Consider the following 15,974-nt stretch of genomic DNA (forward strand, 5'->3'; position numbering starts at 1 on the left):
AGGTGCGCACATGAAGATCAGCTATGTGATGCTTCCGGACTACCCTCTCGACGAGACCATCGAGTCCATCAAACTCGCCGACCGGCTCGGCTACTACGCCGCCTACGCCGCGGACGAGACCTGGCACAAGGACCTGTGGCTGCTGTTCGCGGCCGCCGCGGACAAGACGGAGAACATCAGGTTCGGCCCGAACCTGTCGCCGATCACGCTGCGCGAGCCGACACTGATCTGCCAGGCCGCCGCCACGCTCGACGAGTTGACCGGCGGGCGGGCGGAGTGCGTGATCTCCAGCGGCAACTTCGGGCTGCTCGCGCAGTACGGCATCGACTGGGCGAAGACCAGGCCGCTGTCCAGGGTGAAGGAGGCGCACCACGTGATGCGTACGTTCCTGGACGACGGCGCGATCACGTTCCAGGGCGAGTTCTACCAGTACACCGGGCTGTTCAGCTTCGCCCGTCCGGTGCAGGAGCGGCTGCCGCTGAAGCTGGGGGCGATGCGCGGCCCGAAGTCGTTCCAGGCGGCCGGGGAGATCTCGGACGGCGTGCACCACGCGCTGAGCTACACGCGGGAGGCGTACGACTACCTCGTCGACAACGTCAGGATCGGCGCGGAGCGCGCCGGACGGGACTGGCAGTCGCTGGACATCGGCGCCTGGGTGGTGTTCGCGACGGGCGAGGACGGCGAGGCGGCGAAGCAGGCCGCGCGGGCCATGGTCGGGTTGTACGCGTCGTCCATGCCGGCGGAGCAGCTCCGGCGCAACGGCGTCGATCCCGACTCCCTCCGGGAGATCATCGCCGCGGTCGGTGCCGGAGACCTGTCGCGCGCGTACGAGCTGACCTCGCCGGAGCTCGCGGAGAAGCTGTCCGTCGCCGGCACCCCACAGGAGTGCGCCGAGAAGATCAACCGGGAGATCCTGGCCAGCGGGGTGAACCACATGATCCTCGCGATCACCGACGCCGCGCTGGTGAAGGCGTTCTCCGGAATGGAGCTGCCGGGCGTGCTGAGCATGTCCGAGCAGCTGCAACTGGTGCACGACAAGGTCAAGCCGGCGCTGGACGCCTGAGGTTCAGCCGTTCCACCGCTTGCGTTCGGACGCGGACGGTCCGGTCACCAGGGTGTCGGGAGGCACGTCCTTCGTGACGACGGTTCCGGCGCCGACCACGGCGCCGCGACCGATCGTGACCCCGGGGAGGACCGTGACCGCCGCGCCGAGCCAGGCGTTGGCCTCGATCGTGATGGGCGCCATCGTGAGGTATTCGCTCCGCCGGGCGGCCTCCACCGGGTGGTCGGTGGCGATGAGGTTGGTCTTCGGGCCGATCAGGACGCCGTCGCCCAGGCGGATGCTGCCCCGGCCCAGGTTGTCCATGAAGGTGCAGCCCTGGTTGACGAAGACGTGCTCACCGAAGTCGATGCCGAGCCCGTAGTGCGTGTAGAAGGGCGGATAGACGGTGACGGAGTCGGGCACCGGCTTGCCGGTGATCTCGGCCAACAGGGCGCCGCGCCCGGCCTTGTCGTCGAAGGGCAGACCGTTGAGCCGCGACGTGAGCGTGTTCACGTGCTCGATGCGCTCGGCGATGCGTGCGAACTCGGGTGTGCGGACGTAGAGGCGGTCCTGATCGGACATACGGGGTTCCTCACGGTGGGCGGCGCTGGGGGCCGGAGCCGTTGAACGGCCCTGTCGGTACGGCGGTTGATCAACCGCGGGTTGATCGCGGACTGACCGCAGTCATCAAAGCGACCGGGGAACGCCGGGATCAAACAACGACCACGGCAGCCAGTAACAACGGCTGGTTGTCAGCCCAGGCCGCGCCCGCCTTCGCCGGACCCGGCCACCCCGGCAGCGGTGTCCGTACGCCGGGTTGGGGCCCATAGGATCGCCGGCATGGCGCTGCGACCAGTCCAGGTGAACATCAAGGCCCTCGACGACTCGGCGGTCGGCCGGTTCTGGGCGGAGGCGCTCGGATGGCGCGCCGTCACCGGAACACCCGGCGTGACGACGTACGTGGGACCCGGGCACGCCGACGGTCTCGTATGGCCGGACCCGGCAGCCCTCGGCCTCGACGTCGTCACCGTCCCGGAGGCCAAGACGGCGGTGAAGAACCGTGTGCACCTCGATCTCGCCACCGACTCCCGGGCCCATCAGGCGGAGTTGACCGCGCGCCTCCACGCTCTCGGCGCGACGCCCGCCGACGTGGGGCAGGGCGACGTGCCGTGGACGGTCCTCGCCGACCCGGAGGGCAATGAGTTCTGCGTGCTGGAGCCGCGGGAGATCCACCGGGACACCGGGCCGGTCGCCGCGGTGGTGGTCGACTGCGCTGATCCGCGGGCCATGGCCCGGTTCTGGGGCGGGGCGGTGGACTGGACCCTGCACCAAGTGACCGACGAACGGGCGGTGTTGCGTTCCGCGAAGGGCGTCGGCCCATATCTGGAGTTCGTACGCGCGCCCGGCGCCGGGACCGTGCCGGACCGCGTCCATCTCGACCTGCTGCCGTACCCCGGCGACGACCAGGCGGCGGAAGCTGACCGGCTGCGGGCGCTCGGCGCGACCGGCCTCGACGTGGGCCAGGGCGACGTGCCGTGGACGGTCCTCGCCGACCCGGAGGGCCACGAACTCTGCGTCCTCGCCCTGTCCTGACGCGGAGGATGCCGGGAACCCCGGGCCCCTGCGCGTAGCCAGGGAGCGCCGCTCCCCGGACAAGCGCGCCTCTCCCGCCGCCCCCGCCGCTCCCCCACGCTGCGGGCATGGCTACGACGACGAGGAGGCGGCCATGCTGACATTGGTGACAGGAGCGACCGGCCAGGTCGGGCGGCGGTTCGTGCCGGGGCTGCTGCAGAGCGCGGCGCCCGGCGACGGGGTGCGCGTGCTGGTACGGGACGCGGCGCGCGGCGAACGGTTCGCCGAACTCGGTGCCCAGGTGCTGGTCGGCGATCTGCGCGACGCCGAGGTGCTCGGCAAGGCGACGTCCGGCGCGGACGCGGTGGTGAACGTGGCCGCCGCGTTCCGCGGGGTGCCGGACGAGGAGGCGCGGGCGGTCAACCGGGACGCGGCCGTCGAGCTCGGCCGTGCCGCGGTGGCCTCGGGCGTACGGCGGTTCGTGCAGGTCAGCACCGGGCTCGTATACGGGGCGGGGCGCGGCAGGGCGCTCGTCGAGGGCGACGAGACGGTGCCGGGCCGGCCTCCGTTCTGGGGTGCCTACCCCGAGTCCAAGTGGGAGGCCGAGCGTGCGCTCGGGGCGCTGGAAGGCCTCGGCGACCTGCGCATCGGACGGCTGCCGTTCGTGTACGGCGACGGGGACCCGCACCTGGCCAACGCGATGGAGTGGGCGCCGAACTGGCCCGCGATGCAGCGCCTGCACATGGGCCACCACAGGGATGTGGTGCAGGGCCTGAAGCGGCTGCTGTACGCGCCCGGGGCGCACGGCGTCTACAACATCGCCGACGACGCCCCCGTCACCACGGCCGACCTGTTCCAGTTCCACGGCCTGCCGGTGCCGCCGGAGGCGTACGGGAAGGACACCGACGCCTGGGCCGGCGTGATGTCGACGACCCGTATCCGCCACGAACTGGGCTACCGCCCGATGGTTCCGTCGGTGTGGACGGCCAGGGACATGGGCGTGCTGTAAGTCCGCCGAGGCTCCGCCGGAGCCGGCTGCCGCCGTGAGGGAACGGCGGCAGCCGGCCCGTACCCGCGTGCGGAACACCGGTGCGCGGTACGGCTCGAAACTGGTGTGCGGATTTCCGGCCGAATCGGGCGAGAGCTGCGCCCGTCACCTCCGTCTCCATATACGTGAAGCCACCCCCAAGGTCTCCGCACCGGATCTCCCGTTGTTCCGGCCGGCCGCGCGCCGGCGCGTGCGGTGCCGATTGCAGGCAGCAAGTGACAATCCAGGAAATACACTTCGCTTACCAACGGCCCCTGGACTGCTACCATTGCGCCGGTTGCCGAGCACCCACCGGCCTGCTTGTGCGGGGGAGGCTTCCGGCCATCCGGCGGGACCTCAGACCACCCGTCGCGGCCGCAGGCAGTACGGGATGCCGATCGACGTTGCGGGGTTGCGGCTCCTCGACGCATCTCGGCCTGGCAACGTCCACTAAAGCATCCTTCGTAAGAAGAGGGCTCATGGCAGATTCCCTGCAGACGACACTCATCTGGAGTCTCGCTGCTGCCACTGTCATCGCCACGTGCCTAGCCATTCTTTTCCACGTGCGGCACCGGCGAACGACCGAACACCGCAACGCGGAATTAGCAGCACGCGATGAACAGATCGCTGCGCTGCAGCATAAAGCCGCAGCCGCCGAAGAAGAAGTCCAGGAGATAACCGACGGAAAGATCTCCGCAGTCCTCAAGTCGGCAATGCAGGCCCTGCGCGTGCTGCTTGCCGAGCAGCAGGTCGAACTGGACCAGCTGCAGCGGGAGTACGGGGGCCACCCGGTCCTCCAGCAGCTCCTCGCCGTCAACCACGCCAACGCTCAGGTCGCCCGCCGCGCCCAGGGTATCGCCGTCTTGTGCGGCGGTTTCTCCGGCCGCCGCAGAGAGCCCGCCACCGTTTACGACGTGGTCCGCAGCGCGCAGGGGCAGATCGCGCCTTTCGAGCGCGTCCAGATCCGCAACCAGAGCGGCATGGCCGTCATGCCGCAGGCGATCGACGGCGTGGCCCTGGCCGTGGCGGAACTCCTGGCCAACGCCGCCAGTTACTCGCCTGCGGACACCCCGATCGAGGTGAACCTGCAGCCGGTTCAGCGCGGACTGTGCGTCATCATCGACGACGCCGGCGTCGGCATGAGCGAGGAGATGCGGCGGAAGGCCGAACTACTCTTCACCAGCGTTTTCAGGCCCGGCCTTTCGGAGCTCGGCAATCCGCCGCAGTTCGGGTTCCCCGTGGTGGCCGAGCTGGCCCGCCGTTTCGGCTTCAACGTGGACGTCAGCGCCACCTCTCCGTACGGCGGAACGCGCGCCGTCGTACGGCTTCCGCAGGAGCTCCTGACGACGGTGACTGAGCAGAGGAGCGACAAGGCCGTGGCCCACTCGTCGAATACTCCCGCCCCTCAGCCCCCATCCGACCGGACGGCCAACGGGCTGCCCAAGCGCGCTTCCCGGCAAGCGCCGATCGCCCTGGTGCGTGATCCGGGTGGTGCTGCCCCGGAGAGCGAAGCAGAGCCGGCGAAGCCGGTCAGGAAGATCGCTGCCACCATGTCCGAGCTTCAGCGCGGTACCCGGCTGGGTCGGCAGTCCACCACGGATGGCCAGGAGGACCAGGGAGTATGATTCATCGGGATCTGTCATGGATGCTGCAGGACGTGCTGAAGGTGCCCGGCGCCCGGCACGCCCTCCTCCTGTCCGCCGACGGCCTCAGGCGTGGCGCCACCGACGGGCTCGGCACCGACCTGGCCGACACAGCCGCCGCGGCACTGAGCGGACTCCAGTCCGTCAGCCGCTCGACCGGCAAGTTCGTCGACGGAACGAATGAGTCCCGCTGGCTGCAGACCGTGGTCGAATTCGAGGGCGGCTGGCTGTTCCTGAACCAGGCCAGCGCCGGTACGTATCTCGCGGTCGCGGCTTCTCCGGAAGTGGACATGGGAGACATCACTGTCCGCATGCAGCAACTTGTCCAGCGGATCGGCAGTGAGATGACCTCGCCGCCCCGAGAGGCGGGCGACCACACATGACCGGAGATGAAGAGGTCGAACCGGTCGGTGAATTAGTACGGTCTTACGTCATCGCGAACGGCCGCGTCCTGCCCACCGCGGAGGATTTCTCGGTAACGACGCTTGTCACCGCCACGGACCGCGCGTCGCAGAACCGCATGCTCTCCCCGGAGAGCCGCGCCATTGTGGATCTGTGCTCGGGGGGTTTTCTCTCCGTGGCTGAAGTGGCCGGCCACGTACGCCAGCCCCTGGGGATCGTTCGAGCACTCCTTGCCGACTTGGCAGAAAGCTCCCTCATCCATACCCGCGCCCCGGTTGCGATGGCCGAGCGCACTGACATAGAGATCCTAGAGGACGTACTCCATGGCCTCCGCACTCGATTCGCGTGACGGGAACTCCGAAAAGCACCTGAAGCCAACCGTCCACACCGCGGTGAAGATCCTCGTCGTCGGTCATTTCGGCGTGGGCAAGACCACCTTCGTGGGCAGCGTGTCCGAGATCGAGCCGCTGCGGACCGAGGAACTGATCACCGCTTCGAGTACGGGAATCGACGACCTGTCGGGAACCCCGGAAAAGGCCACGACGACGGTGGCGCTGGACTTCGGCCGGCTGACCCTCAGCGAATCGCTGGTGCTCTACCTCTTCGGCACTCCGGGCCAGCAGCGGTTCCACCAGCTGTGGGAGGACCTGTCCATCGGCGCCCTGGGCGCCCTGGTACTGGTCGACCCGACGCGGCTGACCGACTCGTTCCCCGTCCTGGACTCGGTGGAGCAGTACGCGCTGCCCTGTGCCGTGGGCGTCAACTCCTTTGACGGCACGCCGACTTACGCCACGGACGAGGTGCGGGAGGCCCTCAACCTCCCCGGCGACGTCCCCGTGGTGCCGTGCGACGTGCGAGACCAGAAGTCCGCCGGCGAGGCCCTGATCTCACTCGTCGAGTACCTCCAAAACAACACCGTTTAGGAAGCTGATGAACCAGGACTCGGCCCACCACGGGCCACCGCCCAGCTGTCCCGCACACGGCCGCATAGGGCTTTACACCAGCGAGTTCGGAGCGGACCCCGACGGGCACTACGCAGCCCTGCGCCAGTACGGCTCCAGCGCTCCGGTCGAGATGGCGCCCGGTGTCGAGGCGGAGCTGGTGACCGGATACGCGGCCGCGCTGCACATCCTGCAGAACCCCGCCACGTTCGTACGGGACTCCCGCCGCTGGCGGGCCCTCGCCGAAGGGCGCGTACCCGAGGACAGCCCCGCGCTGGCCATGATGGCCTATCGGCCCAACGCACTGTTCTCCGACGGGCTCGAGCACTCACGTCTGCGGCAGGTGGTCACCGACACCCTGGCGACCGTGGACCCGCACGAGCTCGACCGCCACGTGCAGCAGGTCGCCACGTATCTGATCGACCAGTTCTGCGGCGGCAGTGAGACGGACCTGCTCGTCGACTACGCCATGCAGCTGCCGCTCCTGGTCTACAGCGAGCTGTTCGGCTGCACCGCGGACATCGGCGACCGCGTCATCTACGGCATCTCGGGGATCTTCGCGGGAGGCGCGGACGCCGAGCACGCGAACAAGGTCCTGGGCGAAGCGCTGTACGAGCTGGTGAAGCTCAAGCGGAGGTCGCCGGGCCGGGACATCACGTCCCGCATGCTCCAGCACGGCGCCGGCCTCAGCGACGACGAGATGGTGAACCAGCTCGTCACGCTGCTGTCCGGCGGTACCGCGCCGCTCGCCTCGCTCATCAGCACCGGTACGGCCCTCCTGCTGGGCGACGACCGGTACGCGGGAACGCACTTCCTGGTCGAGGAGGCCATCCAGGAGGTGCTGTGGCGGCACGCTCCCATCGCCAACTACGCCGTGCACTACCCCGTTCAGGACGTCGAGGTGGACGGCCGGGTGCTGCGAGCCGACGAGCCGGTCGTCATCTCGTTCGCCGCCGCCAACACGGACCCCGCGGTCGTCGGGAACTCCTCGCACCATCTGCGGGGGCGCTCGCATCTGGCGTTCGGCGCCGGCCCGCACGTCTGCCCCGCGAAGGATCCCGCGATCCTCATCGGCCGTACGGCCATCGAAGCGCTGCTGACCCGGCTGACCGACGTCGAACTCGCCGTCGGCATGCGGCAGCTGAGCTGGCAGCCGACCCCGTGGGGGAAGACGCTCACGGCGCTGCCCGTACGGTTCACGCCGGTGCCGCGGTCCCCGAAGCGCAGCAGCGAGATGCCCGCGGCGGCACCGGCGGCCACCCCCGCCGCGCAGGCGCCCGCGGCGCAGCCCGCCCGTGGCGGCAAACGCTGGACGTCCTTCCTGAACTGGCTCAAGGGGGTGTGACGCTCCGCACAGGGCTCAATGCATGCCGTGTGCATCCACTGGGTAGCTACGAGCGTGGTCATATGATCGTGGCAAGGAGCTGACGCGGTGGAACCCCCGATAGTCGCAACTGTCGATCGGCGCTCTGTAACGGCCCTTTTTTCCCGTTTGCGCACCTCCCGCGGACAAACCGATCCTTACCCCCACTACGCAGAACTCCGGTCGATGGGAGACATCGTGCCCGCCCCCTGGGGCGGGCACGTCGTCACCTCCTTCGGCCTGTGCGAGCACATCCTGCGCAGCAGAGACTGGCTGGTCCCCGACGCCCGCTGGCGGCAGCAGCAGGGGGCCGCGACGCGGTGGACCGCCGCGTCCTCGCGCGAAATGGCGCAGACGCTGCCGTCGCTCAACCCCCCTGAGCACACTCACGTACGCAAGGCCACGGCCGCGATGTTCGACCGCCGGTCGCTCCGTGCCCTCCAGCACGTCGTCGAGAAGAGCACCGAGACCCTCACGGGGCGGCTCTCAGAACGCCTCCACTCGCGCGAAGCGGACCTCCACACCGCTGTCAGCGAGGAGCTGCCCGTGACGGTCATCGGCAAGTGGCTCGGCCTGCCGCCCGCCGACTACGCACGCCTGCGGGAACTGACGCACGAGCAGGTCTTCGCGCAGGAACTCCTGCCCTCGGCCAGCCAGTTGGCACGCTCCGACGCGGCGACCGAGCAGCTGCGGGACTACTTCACCACCCTGATCCGCCAGCGGCGGGCCCGGCCGGGCAGCGACCCGGTGTCGGCCTGCCTCCGGGCCTGGGACGCGCTCGAACCCGACCGGGAAGCCGCGGACAAGGCCGTACACCGGGTCGTCTTCTTCGTCCTGCTCGCGGCCCTGGAGACCACCGCGACCCTGCTGACGCACTCCGTGCTCCACCTCCTGCAGCACCCGCGCCAGTGGCACTGGCTCCGGGCACATCCCGACCAGGTGCCCGCGGCGGTGGAGGAGTCCTTACGCTTCGACCCTCCCACCCACGTCATCAGCCGTATCGCCGGCCCCGGAGCGGCGATCGACGGCGTCGGGGTCGAAGCCGGCAGCATGGTCCACCTTCTCGTGGGGGCGGCGAACCGGGACCCGGCCCAGCACCTCGAGCCCGACACCTTCGACGTCACACGCCGGGCGACCCACCTCAGCTTCAGCGCGGGGATGCACTACTGCCTCGGCGCGTCCCTCGCCCGGCAGGAGGCCGTCACCCTCGTGACCGCCCTCCTCGACCGCTTCCCCCGCCTCCGCCTCGCACGTGCGCCGGAGTGGGCGCCCCGAGTCGCCTTCCGCCGCCCCCTGACCCTGTACGTCACCGACTCACGATAGAGGCGCCCCGAAGATGGACTTCAAGACACTGCAGATCGAGCGGCAGGGGCCTGTCCTGCAACTCCGGCTCAACAGCCCGGAGACCGGCAACGCTGTCACGGCGCGCATGCTCGACGAACTGCTGGCGGTCCTCGAGCCGCTCAACGACGACCCGGGTGTACGTGTCGTGGTGCTCTCGGGAGCCGGCGAGGACTTCTGCCTCGGAGCGGACAGGGCCGAGTTCGGGCAGACGCTCCAGGAGGACCCCGGCGGCGCGCAGTTGCGCAACATCGCGGACAAGGCCAGACGCGTGTGCCACGCCCTGGACACGACGCACGCGGTCAGCATCGCCAAGCTGCACGGCGGGGTGATCGGCGCGGGCGTGGCGCTGGCCATCTTCTGCGATCTCCGCGCCGGCACCGACACGTGCCGCTTCCGGCTCCCCGAGGTCGCGCTCGGGGTCGCCCCCGTATGGGGCGGCGTCCTGCCCCGTCTCCTCAGCGAGGCGGGCACCGCGCGCATCCGCGAACTGATCCTGACCGGCGCGGCGTTCGACGCGAAGACCGCGCAGGACCTGACCGTCCTGCACAAGGCGGTGCCCGCCGACGCCCTCGACACCACCATCACGGCCTGGACCGACCCCCTGACAAGACGCCCCGCGTCGGCCCTCCCGCTGGCCAAGGCCGTACTGAACTCGTACTCCCGCGGCAGCCGTATGGCGGACGGCGCACAGCTGGACAGCCACCTGCTCGCCGCCTCGCTCACCGCCCTGTGACATGTGAGCCGTGAGCCGCGCGGGCTGATCCGGTCCGCCCCGGCCCGAAGGCCCCCACCCCGGTGGGGGCCTTCGGCCGTGTGCCGCTCCGGCCGGGGTCGAGGCGATCACCGCCGATCGCCGCCTGCCCCGCACCGGAACGTACGGCGGTCACGCGCGCAGGAAGCCGCCCGGTCGCCGCGACCGTGTACTGCGCGGCCCCGAACGCCGGTGCCGGATACCACGCGCCGTCGCCGACCAGCCGCCCGAGCAGCCGGGAGACCGGTGTCCGGCAGCGAGTCGCTGAACGGGTGGTTGTACGGCCCCGTGACCGGCCGCGAACCGCCGGGCGCGCCGGGCTCAGGCTCCACACCTTCACCCGGGGGCGGTCGGTGAACGCGAACCGGATCGCCTCCGCCCGCCCCGTCTCCGCCATGAAGTCGGACAGGGTGCGCCCGCGCGCCGCGGCGGCGCTGCCCGACGCGGCGAACAGTTCGTCGGCGCTGATGTCGACCCGGCTCTCGCACCGCGGGGGAACCTCCTCGCCTGCCTGGCCGTCGGCGGGGACGCCGGCGCCGTGCGCGTCGGTGCGGCGGCCAATCCTGGCCGCTTTTCCCGGATCCGCACGGAGCCTTTCCGAAGATCTTCGGTGGCGGATGTCGAGAAACGGGTGCGGGCTCCGACCCCTCCACGAGACCCCGAAGAGAACGAAGGAGCCAGTCAGATGAGCAAGGTCACCACCGGCGCCACGATGTCCCTCGACGGCTACATCTCCGGCCCCGGGGAGAGCGGCTTCGACCTGCTGTTCCAGTGGTACGGCAACGGCGACGTGGAGATCCCGTCGGCCAGTCCCGACGTGCCGCCGATCCGCCTCTCCGCCGCGAGCGCCGGGCTGATCAAGCCGGAGTGGGAGAACACGGGGGCGCTGATCGTCGGCCGCTATCTGTACGACATGACGCACGCCTGGGGCGGCCGCCACCCGATGGACGTGCCCACGGTCGTGGTGACCCACCGGCGGCCCGACGACCGTCCGGAGGACGACGAGAACTTCGTCTTCGTCACCGACGGCATCGAGGCGGCGGTCGCGAAGGCACGGGAACTGGCCGGTGACAGGAACGTCGGGGTCAACGGCGGGCAGATGGCCCGGCAGTGCCTGGAGGCCGGCCTGCTCGACGAGGTCGGCATCGAGCTGGTGCCGGTCCTCCTGGGTGGCGGGAAGACGCTGTTCGGCGAACTCGGCGCCACGCCGGTGCAGTTCGAGGGGCCGGTCACGGTGGTCGAGGGCAACGGCGTCACGCACCTGCGTTACCGCGTCAGGAACGCGGGCTGAGCGGCACCGCGCGTTCCGGGGGCGCGTTCCGGGCGGCACGTGAGTCCGGGGGCGCCGGGGCGCGCCCCCGGACTCGCGCGGGTGCGGGTGGCTCAGGTCGGGCCGGTGGCGTAGTAGGGCTTGCAGACGCTTCCGTCGTAGTCGGTGGCGATCTCCAGGACCTGACCGCCGTCGGCCGAAGGCAGCAGCGCCGAGCTGTAGTTGGGGCAGTAGTCGATGGTGGTGAAGTCGACGGCCACGGGGGCGGGGATCTCGCGCCAGGGGCCGTTGCCGCTGTCGCTGTTGGTCCATACGGTGCGGCCGCTGCCGGCGGCGCGCGAGCCGTCGGCGTTGAACATGGCCTGGCCGATCAGCAGCAGTTTGCCCTGCGGGTTTCCGGGCTCGGGGGCCCAGGCGAGGTTGGGGGCGTGCCTGAAGTACTTGCCGTCGCCGGTCTCGGGGCGGATGCCGAGGTAAGCGGGGTCGCCCCAGTTCCAGCCGTCGGGCGAGGTGCGGTAGTGCACGACGCAGACGTACTGGCCGGCCGCCGCGCAGATCTCGTAGCTCATGAAGTACGTGCCGTTCGGCAGCTTCCGTACGACGGCCATGCCCGGCCGGTCGGAGGCGAGGCTGCTGGCGATCGTGTTGTGGTGGCCGGTCCAGCCGACGCCGTCGGACGAGCGGGCGGCAACCAGTTTCTGGCTGTGCGCGGGATCGGTCTCGTCGGAGTAGTGGCAGACGAGGTTGCCCTCGGCGTCGATGGAGAACTCCGGTTCCCACAGGCCGTGTTCGTCGGGCGCGGTGGCGACCGTGGAGAGGTATTGCCAGGAGCGGCCCACGTCGTTGCTCTTGAACACGCGGATCGCCATGCGCCGGCCGGCCTCGTCCTGGCCCACCGACGCCGACCACAGGAGCGTGCCCGCGGGCATCGAGCCGACCTGCCGGGGCAGCTCGTACAGCGTTGCACAGCACAGGCCCTGCCCGCCGGCGGCCTCTTCGTCGGCGACGGTGCCGACTTGCTGGAACGTTTGGCCACCGTCGGCGCTCTCGTGGATGGCGCCGAGCCCGTTGTTGCCGTCGAAAGAGACGACGGAGGCGAGGACGCGTCCGTTGGCGTCGCCGTTGTGCGCGAGGCGTATCGCCCGCGGATAGAGGCCGGTGTCGTCGCGCAGCGGTGTGCCGGTCGCGGCGCCGGCTTCGTCGGACTGCGCCAGCAGGAGCGCCGCCAGCAGGGCGAGCAGGAACGGGAGGACCATCGCGAGGTGGAACCGTCTGCGGGTGAGGGGTCTGTACGGCATGTGCTCTCCAAAGGGGTCTGTTCGGAATGAGCGAGCTGTCTCCGACGTGCCGTTGGTGAAACTAAGGACTCATTCCAACGTTGTAAAGGGCTGCAACACCCCCTCTTCCGCGCTCCCTTGGGGCAGGCGGCGCGCCAACAGGCGCGCCGAGCAGGCGGGGAGCAGGCGCCGAGCAGGCCCGATCAGCCTGGTCCGGTCACCGCCGCATCCTCAGGTCCCGGGTGGGGTCGGCGTGCATGCGCGGGCAGCCGCGATCGCCGGCCTTGGCGCGGGGTTCGTAGTGCCAGGGCTCGTTCCGGTAGATCCGGCACAGCCCGTACGTGGCGCCGTGCTCGGACAGCCCGTCCGTGGCGTCGGAGTCCCCGATGTCGACCGCTGCCGCAGGGCGTACTGCGCGACCTCCACCAGGACCGAGCAGCCCGCCCAATCCGACTCGCCGTCATCGTGAGCAGGTCCCGCAGCCGTACGAGGCTCACGACGGCGCCGGACTCCTCGCCCGGCAGCAGGATCAGCCAGACCCACGGCACCGTCCCGTAGACCATGCCGACCTCGGCCAGCGACATCCGCCACGCCCGCGCCGATGCGCTCGGTGAAGACGGGCGGCCATATCGCGGGCGTATGCGTACGCCTCCCCGTACGGGGGGCGCCTCACGCAGAGCGGGGCAGGACCGGAGCCCCGTTCCGGGCGGCGCGGGCGGCCGTGTGATCCTGGCCGGTACGTTCCGCGTCCGCGGAGGGTACGCGCGTACGAGCACCCGTACGGCACCCGTACGCATCCGTACGGCACCCCCGCGGCACACCGCCCGAGAGAGAAGCACGCGTTGGACACCGGCAGCTACTACGAGCCCATCGACGAGCACCGCTACAAGCCCACGCCCCACACCAGCGGCGCCTGGGACCCCGCCGAGCAGCACTTCAGCCCGCTCGGCGGCCTCATCACGCACGCCATCGAGCGCCATCTCGCGGCGGAGCCGGACAGCGGCCTGCTCCTGTCCCGGATCAGCTTCGACATCCTCGGGCGGCTCGCCCTCGACGAGTGCGAGGTACGGGTCGAGACGGTACGGCCCGGGCGCACGATCCAGCTCGTCGAGGCCACCGCCCTCATCGCCGGCCGCCCCGCGGTGCGCGCCCGCGCCTGGCGCCTCGCCTCCGGCGACACCAGCGCCGTGGCCGGCGGCGGCGACGGGGCGCTCACCCCGCCCGAGGAGCTCACGACGTGGGAGCTGGACGCCGTGTGGCCCGGCGGGTACATCGCGTCCGTGGACATCCGCCCGGTCGCGCCCCCGCAGCCGGGCCGTACGGCTGCCTGGGTCGGCACCGGCCTCAGCCTCGTCGCCGGGCAGACGGCCGGCCCGCTCGCGTCGTACGTCGCGCTGGTGGACACGGCGAACGGCATCGCCGTACGGCAGTCGCCCACCGAGTGGATGTTCCCCAACGTGGACCTGACCATCCACCTCCACCGGCAGCCCGAGGGCCGCTGGACCGGGCTGGACACGACGGTGACCTTCGGTCCCACCGGCCAGGGCACGACCAGCACCGTGCTGCACGACGTCAGCGGGCCGGTCGGGTACGCGCAGCAGATCCTCACCGTCCGGCCGCTGTGAGCCGGCCTATTTCCCGCCGCCCAGCTCGAACAGCAGCAGCAGGAAGCCCGCGATGAAGTGGCCGCCGATCAGGTAGACGAACAGCCGCAGGGCCAGGCCCCGCGGGAAGCGTCCGTTGCCGCGCTCGGCACCGGGCTCGTCCTTCGCCATGGTCTTCGCCTCAACTTCCCTGCGTACGTATGGTGTCGGGGGCACGGGGGCGGCGTCAGCGGACGCGGTGCGGCGTGCCGCCCAGGCACAGCTCGGCGGCGCCGCTCCGCAGCAGCGTGTGCACGAACAGCAGCTCGACGCCCTCCGCCGTGGCCGCCGCGATGCGGTGCGGCGTACGGGAGTCGAAGTGCGCCGAGTCCTCCGGCGCCAGCAGGTGTTCCGCGTCCCCGAGGCTCAGCCGCAGCTCGCCCCGCAGCACGTACAGCAGCTCCTCGCCCGGGTGCACCCGTACGAGATCCCGCTGCGCGCTGTCCGCGGGCACCCGTACGCGCAGGGCCTGCATCGCGCGCCCGGCGCCGCCGGCCTCGCGGTACACCCAGCCGCCGGACTCGGTGTGCGCCGTGCGGGCGGCGCGGATCACCGGCTCCCGCTCGGGAGGTGCCTCGCCGAGCAGCTCGGAGACCGTCGTACCGTAGGTGCGGGCCAGCGTCAGCAGCATCGGCAGGGACGGCTGCCGGCGCCCCGTCTCGAGCCGCGACAGGTGCGCGGGCGACAGCCCGACGCGCCGGGCGGCGGCCTCCAGGGTGAGGCCGTTGGCGCGCCGCAGCTCGTACAGCCGGGGGCCGACGTCGGAGGGGGTCTCCCCGGAGGGCCCGGGGCGGTCGGGGGACATGCCCTCATTGAGACAGCGGGGAGCCTGCGGGGCAAATTTTTTGCCTCAGAGGCAAAAGACCCGCACTGCTCAGGTGTCGTCCTCCGGTTCCGTCACGACGACCTCCACGTCCCGCGCCGTGAACGCCTCCACCGCCTCCGGTGCCGCCGTCGCGTCCGTGACCAGCGTCCAGCCCGGGGGCAGCGTCGCCCAGGCGTGAAAGGGCGCGCGGCCCAGCTTCGCGCCGTGGGCGAGCACGTACGTACGGTCCGCGCGCCGCGCCATCAGCTCCTTGAGCCGGGTCTGCCGCAACTCGGCCTCGCAGATGCCCCGTTCGGCGGTGACGCCGTCCGCGCCGAGGAAGGCGCGGTCGAACGTCATGCGCTCCAGGCCCGCTTCGGCCAGCGGGCCCACGAAGCCCTGGCTGACCTGGCGCAGCGTGCCGCCGAGGCAGATGACGGTGACGGAGCCGGAGTCGGCCAGCTCGTTCAGGGCGGTGACGCCGGTCGTGACGACGGTGAGGTCCTTGGTGGCGCGGAGCTCGCGGGCCAGCGCGCCGACGGTGGAGCCCGCGTCCAGGAGGACGGTCTCGCCGGGCCGTACGCGGGCCGCCGCCCAGCGCGCGATGGCGCGCTTCTCCTCGTACGCCTCGCCCGTGCGCTGCCGCAGGGACGCCTCGGAGTGCGCGGTGAGGGCGACGGCGCCGCCGTAGGTGCGGGCGAGGCGGCCGTCGGCGGTGAGCCGGGCGAGGTCGCGGCGGATGGTGGAGGCGGTGACGCCGAACAGCCGCGAGAGCTCCTCGACGCTGGCGAGGCCGGTGGTGGTGGCGAGGTGGAGGATCCGGTCGCGCCGGGCCTGGGATCCGTTCGGCGGCATCAGGAGGCGAGTCCTTTGCGGGAGAGCGTCACGAGGGGC

At 71.0% G+C, this 15,974-nt stretch carries 18 protein-coding genes and 1 pseudogene; 12 read left to right on the forward strand and 7 right to left on the reverse strand.

What is annotated here, in order from left to right:
* The first annotated feature begins 10 nt into the window (after positions 1-10).
* On the forward strand, positions 11-1,063 hold the full coding sequence (locus DVA86_RS22640) for an LLM class flavin-dependent oxidoreductase (RefSeq protein ID WP_208880948.1): 1,053 nt from the start codon (positions 11-13) through the stop codon (positions 1,061-1,063).
* A 3-nt stretch (positions 1,064-1,066) separates the two neighbouring features.
* Here the strand turns inward: DVA86_RS22640 and DVA86_RS22645 are convergent, their stop codons facing one another.
* Positions 1,067-1,624 carry a sugar O-acetyltransferase gene (locus DVA86_RS22645; protein ID WP_208880950.1) on the reverse strand — a complete coding sequence of 186 codons (558 nt, stop codon included), beginning with the start codon at positions 1,622-1,624 and terminating at the stop codon, positions 1,067-1,069.
* 258 nt (positions 1,625-1,882) lie between these two features.
* Between DVA86_RS22645 and DVA86_RS22650 the strand changes: the two genes are divergently transcribed.
* The 9 genes from DVA86_RS22650 to DVA86_RS22690 all read left to right on the forward strand — a co-directional run bounded on the left by DVA86_RS22650 (position 1,883) and on the right by DVA86_RS22690 (position 10,067).
* A complete protein-coding gene (locus DVA86_RS22650; RefSeq protein WP_208880952.1) occupies positions 1,883-2,635 on the forward strand; it encodes a VOC family protein in 753 nt (250 codons plus the stop codon).
* 133 nt (positions 2,636-2,768) lie between these two features.
* Positions 2,769-3,623: an NAD-dependent epimerase/dehydratase family protein gene (locus tag DVA86_RS22655; protein ID WP_208880954.1), complete on the forward strand. Its 855-nt coding sequence runs from the start codon at positions 2,769-2,771 to the stop codon at positions 3,621-3,623.
* A 497-nt stretch (positions 3,624-4,120) separates the two neighbouring features.
* The gene (locus DVA86_RS22660; RefSeq protein ID WP_245996981.1) at positions 4,121-5,266 is read left to right on the forward strand and encodes an ATP-binding protein; all 1,146 of its coding nucleotides are present in this window, start codon (positions 4,121-4,123) and stop codon (positions 5,264-5,266) included.
* A 20-nt stretch (positions 5,267-5,286) separates the two neighbouring features.
* Complete coding sequence (locus DVA86_RS22665; protein ID WP_425470905.1) at positions 5,287-5,667, forward strand: roadblock/LC7 domain-containing protein; 381 nt, start codon at positions 5,287-5,289, stop codon at positions 5,665-5,667.
* On the forward strand, positions 5,664-6,035 hold the full coding sequence (locus tag DVA86_RS22670; RefSeq protein ID WP_208880956.1) for a DUF742 domain-containing protein: 372 nt from the start codon (positions 5,664-5,666) through the stop codon (positions 6,033-6,035). Before DVA86_RS22665 ends, DVA86_RS22670 begins: the two co-directional genes overlap by 4 nt.
* Positions 6,010-6,609, forward strand: coding sequence for a GTP-binding protein (locus tag DVA86_RS22675; RefSeq protein ID WP_208880958.1), 600 nt, complete (start codon positions 6,010-6,012; stop codon positions 6,607-6,609). The genes DVA86_RS22670 and DVA86_RS22675 overlap by 26 nt, the downstream gene beginning before the upstream one ends.
* A gap of 7 nt (positions 6,610-6,616) precedes the next feature.
* Positions 6,617-7,972 carry a cytochrome P450 family protein gene (locus DVA86_RS22680; protein WP_208880960.1) on the forward strand — a complete coding sequence of 452 codons (1,356 nt, stop codon included), beginning with the start codon at positions 6,617-6,619 and terminating at the stop codon, positions 7,970-7,972.
* A 204-nt stretch (positions 7,973-8,176) separates the two neighbouring features.
* Positions 8,177-9,313 (forward strand): cytochrome P450, encoded by a 1,137-nt coding sequence (locus DVA86_RS22685; protein WP_245996983.1) that lies wholly within the window; start codon positions 8,177-8,179, stop codon positions 9,311-9,313.
* Positions 9,314-9,326: 13 nt separating this feature from the next.
* Positions 9,327-10,067, forward strand: a complete 741-nt coding sequence (locus DVA86_RS22690; protein ID WP_208880963.1) for an enoyl-CoA hydratase/isomerase family protein — start codon at positions 9,327-9,329, stop codon at positions 10,065-10,067.
* Here the strand turns inward: DVA86_RS22690 and DVA86_RS36310 are convergent.
* Complete coding sequence (locus DVA86_RS36310; RefSeq protein WP_208885026.1) at positions 10,054-10,857, reverse strand: cholesterol oxidase substrate-binding domain-containing protein; 804 nt, start codon at positions 10,855-10,857, stop codon at positions 10,054-10,056. The two genes, DVA86_RS22690 and DVA86_RS36310, sit on opposite strands and share 14 nt — an antisense overlap.
* Here DVA86_RS36310 and DVA86_RS22700 point away from each other — a divergent pair.
* The gene (locus DVA86_RS22700; protein WP_208880964.1) at positions 10,771-11,376 is read left to right on the forward strand and encodes a dihydrofolate reductase family protein; all 606 of its coding nucleotides are present in this window, start codon (positions 10,771-10,773) and stop codon (positions 11,374-11,376) included. The genes DVA86_RS36310 and DVA86_RS22700 overlap by 87 nt on opposite strands.
* Before the next feature lie 92 nt (positions 11,377-11,468).
* Here DVA86_RS22700 and DVA86_RS22705 read toward each other — a convergent pair whose 3' ends face one another.
* The gene (locus DVA86_RS22705; protein ID WP_208880966.1) at positions 11,469-12,653 is read right to left on the reverse strand and encodes a glycoside hydrolase family protein; all 1,185 of its coding nucleotides are present in this window, start codon (positions 12,651-12,653) and stop codon (positions 11,469-11,471) included.
* Positions 12,654-12,849: 196 nt separating this feature from the next.
* A pseudogene (locus tag DVA86_RS35435) lies at positions 12,850-13,029 on the reverse strand (peptidase M15); the annotation flags it as partial.
* A 445-nt stretch (positions 13,030-13,474) separates the two neighbouring features.
* On the opposite strand from DVA86_RS35435, the gene DVA86_RS22710 reads away from it, so the two are divergent.
* Positions 13,475-14,257, forward strand: a complete 783-nt coding sequence (locus tag DVA86_RS22710; protein WP_208880967.1) for a thioesterase family protein — start codon at positions 13,475-13,477, stop codon at positions 14,255-14,257.
* Positions 14,258-14,263: 6 nt separating this feature from the next.
* Here the strand turns inward: DVA86_RS22710 and DVA86_RS22715 are convergent, their stop codons facing one another.
* The 3 genes from DVA86_RS22715 to DVA86_RS22725 form a co-directional block, all read right to left on the reverse strand.
* Positions 14,264-14,407: a DUF6126 family protein gene (locus DVA86_RS22715; RefSeq protein ID WP_208880969.1), complete on the reverse strand. Its 144-nt coding sequence runs from the start codon at positions 14,405-14,407 to the stop codon at positions 14,264-14,266.
* A gap of 55 nt (positions 14,408-14,462) precedes the next feature.
* Positions 14,463-15,080 carry a helix-turn-helix domain-containing protein gene (locus DVA86_RS22720; protein ID WP_208880971.1) on the reverse strand — a complete coding sequence of 206 codons (618 nt, stop codon included), beginning with the start codon at positions 15,078-15,080 and terminating at the stop codon, positions 14,463-14,465.
* 69 nt (positions 15,081-15,149) lie between these two features.
* Complete coding sequence (locus tag DVA86_RS22725; protein ID WP_208880973.1) at positions 15,150-15,935, reverse strand: DeoR/GlpR family DNA-binding transcription regulator; 786 nt, start codon at positions 15,933-15,935, stop codon at positions 15,150-15,152.
* Positions 15,936-15,974 lie beyond the last annotated feature (39 nt).

The sequence above is a fragment of the Streptomyces armeniacus genome, from assembly GCF_003355155.1.
GTDB lineage: Bacteria > Actinomycetota > Actinomycetes > Streptomycetales > Streptomycetaceae > Streptomyces > Streptomyces armeniacus.